Source organism: Mycobacterium sp. (assembly GCF_049280035.1).
Classification (GTDB): domain Bacteria; phylum Actinomycetota; class Actinomycetes; order Mycobacteriales; family Mycobacteriaceae; genus Mycobacterium.
In genome coordinates, this window is record NZ_JBAPPI010000062.1 from 1 (window position 1) to 1,760 (window position 1,760).

Consider the following 1,760-nt stretch of genomic DNA (forward strand, 5'->3'; position numbering starts at 1 on the left):
ACTGGGCAGACGTCCGTCATCGACGTGTCGCTGCTGGCGGTCGGGGCGTGGGCCAACCAGTCCAGCGTCAACCTCGCCATGCTCTACGGCTGTCCGCTGCCGAAGATCGACCAGCGAACGCAGGCGCCGGGCAACCCGCTCACCGGTGCCTACCGGTGCTCGGACGGCCGCTTCATTCAGCTGTCGATGCTTCAGCCCACTCGGTATTGGACTCCCGTCTGCCGACTCCTCGGACTCGAGGCAGCTGCCGTGGACGAACGATTCGCCTCGCTCGAGTCGTTGGCGGCGCACGCCGACGAGGCCACCACGCTGCTTGCCGACGCGATCGCGTCGCGAACCTTCGAGGACTGCACGCGGCTGCTGAGTCTGCTACGGGGCCAGTGGTCTCCAGTGCAGGACGCCTGGGAGGTCGCCCACGACGAATCGCTGATCGCGAACGGGCGCATCGCCGACATCCGGGACACCCAAGGCAACGAACAGCGGTTGGTGGCGAACCCGGTGAAGTTCGATGAGGCGGCCGCTCACCTGACCCGGGCGCCGATGTTCGCCGAGCACACCGACGAGGTACTGCGGGAGCTCGGTATTGACGATCATGAGTTGATCGAGTTGAAGTTCGAAGGCGCCATCACCTGAGCGTCGGTCACGTCGACACTATTGACGGCGGCGGCGTGAATCCGGGGTTCGCCAACGCCGTTGCCATACCCGCTGCCGATCGGCCCTTGGCCCTCTCGCCAAACGGGTTTCTCCGACCCCCGTTACCGTTTGAGTTCCCAGCCCGCCCAGGTGCCGATCATGAAACGACCCGTCTCGCCGTTGCGCTGGTAATACCCCTGCGGATCAAACACTTTCGCCTCGGGGTAGCGCCAGTGCTGAGCGATCGAAGTGGCGATGCCGGTGGCCCGGATGATGCCGAACGAGAGGCCGTAGCCGACATAGACGACGCTCATCACCGCCCACGCGATTACGAACGCGCCTACGTATGGGCGTTTGGCGAATATCCTAGTGCGCCGCGCGACGGTCTCCGACCAGGTGCGTCCGGTGTCGTCGACCCACATCAGCGGCGCTGCGGCCGACAGCATGATGCCGAACAGCACGGCCTCCCAGATCAGGGGGAACTGGTAGGGCGTGCCGGTGAATATGGAGCCCCACGGAATGACCTGGGTGTAGGTGTAGAAGCCCATCCGCACAAACAATGCCTCCATGACACCGTCCCACCCGATGCAGATCGGTACTGACAGGGCCAGCACGGCGAGCTTGGGTCGGCGCATCAACCAAGATCCCAACGGAGCTTTGGCGGCGATCCGTCGGTAGACGGCAAGGGTGAACCAGGCCGGGATGAGAAAGAAGTAGCCGTAGCCGATGATGACTGCCCATGGCTCGACGGTCGGCGCGAGGTTGATCCAGAACCAGTCGACGTTGAAGTGGAACATCCGGGGGTCGTAGGCGGCGTACGGTGCCCAGTTCATGATGGGGTCTAGCCAGGTCAGACTGGTGGTGACCGCGACCATCAGCAGCGTGGGTGTGGGCTTTCCCCGGCGGCGTGACTGGGCGATCGCCGTTCCCCAGACCGCGAAGAACATCACCAGTGAGCCGACCTCGAAGAGCAGGTACCAGTTGGAGATACCCAGGAATTCGGTACGCGCCGGAACGAAGGATCCCTCGGCGCGGCCTACCCGGGTGCCCTCGACGCTACGACTCGAATTCAGGGCGGCAAAGACCACAGCGACGAGACCGACGGTGATGGCCACCCACGCCAGTGG

General features: G+C 64.4%; 2 protein-coding genes and 1 pseudogene. 1 reads left to right on the forward strand and 2 read right to left on the reverse strand.

Annotation, left to right across the window (positions count from 1 at the left end):
• Nucleotides 1-633 (forward strand): CoA transferase (locus tag WAN71_RS02105; RefSeq protein WP_422223745.1); only part of this gene is annotated, 633 nt, incomplete at its 5' end.
• 7 nt (nt 634-640) lie between these two features.
• On the opposite strand, the pseudogene WAN71_RS02110 reads toward WAN71_RS02105, so the two are convergent.
• A pseudogene (locus WAN71_RS02110) lies at nt 641-719 on the reverse strand (thioesterase family protein); the annotation flags it as partial.
• 36 nt (nt 720-755) lie between these two features.
• A partial coding sequence (locus WAN71_RS02115) for a spirocyclase AveC family protein (RefSeq protein ID WP_422223746.1) occupies nt 756-1,760 on the reverse strand: 1,005 nt, incomplete at its 5' end.